This window comes from Prosthecobacter sp., from assembly GCF_044378005.1.
Taxonomy (GTDB): Bacteria; Verrucomicrobiota; Verrucomicrobiia; order Verrucomicrobiales; family Verrucomicrobiaceae; genus Prosthecobacter.
Genome location: NZ_JBILYB010000260.1, coordinates 1 through 4613, shown reverse-complemented (window position 1 = coordinate 4613; position 4613 = coordinate 1). Strand labels below are relative to the sequence as shown.

Sequence of the window (4613 nt, the reverse complement as noted above, 5' to 3'; positions counted from 1 at the left end):
GAGGGCCTGCGAGTCCTGGCCCAGCATCACATCGAAGAAGGCATGACCGCCTGCGTGAAATACACCCGCGAGCAAAACCCGTGGGCTAGCCAAAAGCGCACGCCGGAAATCATGAAGATCCTTTTGGAATACGGCTCGCACGCGAAAGCCGTCATTCCCGAACTGGAGAAGATCGCTCATTACTTCGAGAAGGAAGAGCCGGACTTCCCCAAGAACCTCGGTCTGCAAAAAGCGAACTCCGTCCGCGACACCATCAAGGCTATCGAATCGAGCACGGACACACCAATGCTCATCAAGCTCCACTAGCATGAAGCTCACCCTCTTTCCTCTACTCACCATCGCCATGTCCATCTCCGCTGCTGTGCCATCGACGGAAAAGAAACCCGTCTCGGACGAATACCACGGCGTGCAAGTGGCGGATGAGTATCGCTGGCTTGAAGACGGGGACTCAGCGGCGGTGAAAGCGTGGACTGTCGCACAGAATCAATACTCTCGAGCCTGGCTGGACTCGCGGCGAGATCGGGCAGAGATCGAGTCAAAGTTGAAGGCGCTGTATGCGAAAGACACGCCTTCACATACTGGCCTCGTCGCACGCCCCGGACTTCTCTTTGCGCTGAAGTTTCAGCCGCCGAAGCAGCAGCGCCTGCTCGTTACGCTCACGTCGCCGAATGATCTGGCGTCGGAAAAGATTGTGCTCGATCCGAATGAGATCGAACCCAAAGGCCAAGTCGCGATGGATTGGTTCGTGCCGTCGCCAGATGGCAAACTCATCGCCGTGTGCCTCTCGGAGCATGGCAGCGAGGATGGCACGCTGCACTTTTACCGGACGGACACGGGCGAAGCTCTGCCGGATCAAATCAAACGCGTGCAATACCCGACCGGCGGCGGCAGTGCAGCATGGACGCCAGATAGCAAAGGCATCTTCTACACGCGCTATCCGCACGCAGGCGAGCGACCTGAGGCAGACCTGAACTTCTACCAGCAGATCTATTTTCACCAACTCGGCGCACCAACGAGCAGCGATGAATACTCCGCCGGAAAAGACTTTCCACGCATCGCCGAGATCGAGCTGCACACCTCAGATGATGGCCGCTGGTTGCTCGCCAGCGTGGCGAATGGCGATGGCGGCGAGTTCTCTCATCACCTCCGCGAAACCAAAGCAGACTCGCCTTGGCGTCAGATCACACGCCATGAGGATGGCATCAAGGAGATCGACTTTAGCCATGATGGAGCCGCGCTGTATCTGCGCTCCGTAAAGGACTCGCCACGCGGCAAACTGCTGCGGATGCCCACCACCGGCGTGCTGAGCGAGACAAAGGTGATCGTGCCGGAGAGTGATGCGGTGATCGAGGGCTTCCTTCTCACGGCCAAATATCTTTTCATTGCCGACATGATCGGTGGGCCTTCACGCATTCGGCAATTGGATCTGGATGGCAGCCATGAGAGCATCGTTCCCATGCCCGTCGCGTCAGGAATCGGCGGGCTGCTCGTCATGGATGAGCGCCTTCTTTTTCGCCAAACCAGCTTCGTCGCACCTGCCGCATGGATGCTTTACGAGCCTGCAAAAACGAGCGTGGAGAAGACCGCGCTCTTCAACACTTCCCCCGTGGATTTTGGCGACATCGAGGCCGTTCGTGAGTTCGCCATCAGTAAAGACGGAACCAAGGTGCCGATCAATATTCTCCGCCGCAAAGGCACGCCGCTCGATGGCAGCAATCCAGCTCTGCTCTATGCCTACGGCGGCTACGGCCATTGCATGAGACCGGTGTTTAACTTTGAGCATCGCCTGTGGTTTGATCGCGGCGGCATCTACGTCGTTGCCAACATTCGCGGCGGTGGTGAATACGGAGAGGAATGGCATCTCGCGGGCAATCTGACGAAGAAGCAAAACGTCTTTGATGACTTCGCCGCCTGTGCTGAGCACCTCATCCAGCGTGGCTACACACGCGCTGACAAACTCGCCGTCGAAGGCGGCAGCAACGGTGGTTTGCTCATGGGAGCCTTTCTCACACAGCATCCGCAGCTCGCGCGTGCCGTCGTCGCACACGTAGGACTCTATGACATGCTGCGCGTCGAACTTGATCCGAACGGAGCCTTCAACGTCACCGAGTTTGGCACCGTGAAAGACCCCGCACAGTTCCGCGCCCTCTACGCCTACTCGCCCTTTCATCAGGTGAAAAACGGCACGCCCTATCCAGCGGTCTTTTTCCTCGCTGGCGAAACCGATGGCCGCGTGAACCCCGCGCACAGCCGCCGCATGACGGCAGCACTGCAATCCGCCACCAGCTCTGGGAACCCCGTGCTCGCTCGCATCAGCTCCGCATCCGGCCACGGCATGGGCACAGCCTTGTCCGAGAAGATCGCGCAGAAGGCAGACGTGCTGGCGTTCCTCTTCGACCAGCTCGGAATGACTTCAAAATGATCGCAGCGCCACGACATCCATGAAGCATCTCATCGCCATGTTCCTCCTAGCCACTGCGACGGCGTCAGAGGAACTGCCAGACTCATGGCATTACATCACCTTGGCAGCGTTCACTTCGGCAGCGGTCGTTTCTCTTGTCCTCTTGGTTACTGCTTTGATTGGTCGGACTCGCCTGACATGGTTCTACCCTGCTATGGCATTGACGCTGTTAGCCGGGAGCGTTGCCTTGGGATTCTGCGCCTATGTCTATAAGATCGACTACGTTGCTGTTGGAGGCGACGGAACCAAAGCATCTCCTCCCATCTGGAAGGCACTATGGCTTCCAAGTCTGCCCTTGATGATCTCACTCGCCGCCACGGTCATCTACCGCATTCGAAACAATAAAACTCAATGAGCCTCATGCGCCTCCTTCTCACACTAGCTGCAATCTTCCTGCTCGCCCCACAGGCAGTCCGCAGCGCTGATACCGACACCCAAACCCTGCGTGTCTTCATCTTCGCGGGCCAATCGAACATGGTGGGCACGCACTCGCGGGCGAAGGACATCCATCGCTTCCCGCCGTTTGCGGGGCTGGATCAGCCGCAGAAGGGAGTTTTGTTCTCCTACAAGCTCGGGCGTGAGAACATGGAGACTTCGCAGGGCTGGATTCCGATGCAGCCGACGCGTGATTACTTCGGGCCGGAGCTGAGCTTTGCCAGAAAGGTGTCGCAGAGCATCGAGGCACCCATCGCGGTCATCAAGGTGGCCTCGGGTGGCACGACGCTCGGCAAGGACTGGAATCCGGACAAGCCGGACGGCTTCAAGCTTTACCCGCTGGCGCTTGAGCATGTGCGTGCGTCACTCGCGGAGCTGGGTCGAAAGAAGATCGCGTATCGCATCGAAGGCTTCGTGTGGCATCAGGGGGAGAACGACATGTTCGACAAGGCCTTCAAACCGGCCTACGCGGCGAACTTGAAGAACTTCATCGCGTGCTGGCGTCGCGATTTGAAGCTGCCGAGCCTGCGCTTTTACCTCGGCGAGCTTTGCACGAAGACGATCTGGGGCATGGACAACCGCGACAACATGCTCGCCATCCGCACGGCGCAAAAAGCCGTCGCGGATGCGGACCCGCTCGTGGACTACGTGCCCACCAATCACGACGCGGTGGAGATCGGCGGCGAGGCGGGCCTGCACTATCACTACGGCACGCTCGGGCAGCTCGAACACGGCGTGAATCATGCGGACGCGTATCTGCGCACGCTCGGCATCGAAACCGGTCGCGACAGGCCGCTCAAAGCCTGGCCGTATGCCAAAGGCAGCTCAGTAAAACTCTTCATCCTCGCCGGACATCGCAACATGGAGGGCGAGCGTGCCTTCCAACAAGAACTCGGCGCTGCTGCGGGCGATGACGCAAGCATTGCTTTCAAATACAGCCTCGGTGGCGGCTTCAAGACCTCGAAAGGTTGGGAACCGCTCGGCCCTGCGGGAGCTTACGACACCTTTGGGCCGGAGTTGAGCTTCGCGAAGACGCTGCGAACCACGGAGAAGGGCAAAATCGCCATCGCCAAATTCACACACAGCGGCACGCAGATGAATGAATGGACGCCCGAGGGCACGACGGCCAAGGACATGCATGTTTATCCGGCGTATATCGCTTTCGTCCGCAGCGCGATGCAGGAGCTGAAGGACCAAGGCCACTCCGTTGAGCTGGCAGGCATTTTTTATCATGCAGGCGAGAATGACATGGCCTTTGGCCCCTATCGCAAACAAGCCGCAAAGTGGCTGCAATCGACCGTTGCACAAAGTCGCCAAGACTTGGCGATGCCGTCGCTGAAGTGGTTCGTGAGTCAGCAACTGCCGCCAAATGAAAAAGGGCTCAACCAACTCGACATCACCGCCGATCTCGCGGCCATCGCGGCTGCTGATAAATCATTCATTCACGTCAAAGCCTTCGATTTGCCGCCGCAGCCCGAGAAGCTAGTGCTCGACACCGCGGGCGTGTTGAAGCTCGGCGAGGTGCTGGCGCAGAGTTATGTGCATGGGCCGCCTGCGATGTCGAAATCGGCCGTGGTGCCAGCGACGGATGTCATTGAAGGCGAGATGGCTGGGTATCTCTTCGCCCCGGCCGAAAAAGTGCCGGAGGAGTTCAATGGTGGCTTCTCGCTCTATGCGGCGGCTTGGCCTCTCGTCGGCACCTATCCAGGACATCGGT

General features: G+C 58.8%; 3 protein-coding genes and 1 pseudogene. All 4 read left to right on the top strand.

Features of this window, described 5'->3' with window-relative positions:
- Positions 1 to 306: pseudogene (locus AC6FTP_RS25685) on the top strand (DUF6288 domain-containing protein); the annotation flags it as partial.
- A 1-nt stretch (position 307) separates the two neighbouring features.
- Complete coding sequence (locus AC6FTP_RS25680) at positions 308 to 2422, top strand: prolyl oligopeptidase family serine peptidase (protein ID WP_497209750.1); 2115 nt, start codon at positions 308 to 310, stop codon at positions 2420 to 2422.
- Between the two features lie 19 nt (positions 2423 to 2441).
- Positions 2442 to 2816, top strand: a complete 375-nt coding sequence (locus AC6FTP_RS25675; RefSeq protein WP_497209749.1) for a hypothetical protein — start codon at positions 2442 to 2444, stop codon at positions 2814 to 2816.
- Positions 2817 to 2821: 5 nt separating this feature from the next.
- The coding region (locus AC6FTP_RS25670; protein ID WP_497209748.1) for a sialate O-acetylesterase at positions 2822 to 4613 on the top strand (1792 nt) is incomplete at its 3' end.

Coding starts and splice junctions, on each gene's coding strand:
- AC6FTP_RS25680 (WP_497209750.1), top strand. CDS start 308: ATGAAGCTCACCCTCTTTCCTCTACTCACCATCGCCATGTCCATCTCC.
- AC6FTP_RS25675 (WP_497209749.1), top strand. CDS start 2,442: ATGAAGCATCTCATCGCCATGTTCCTCCTAGCCACTGCGACGGCGTCA.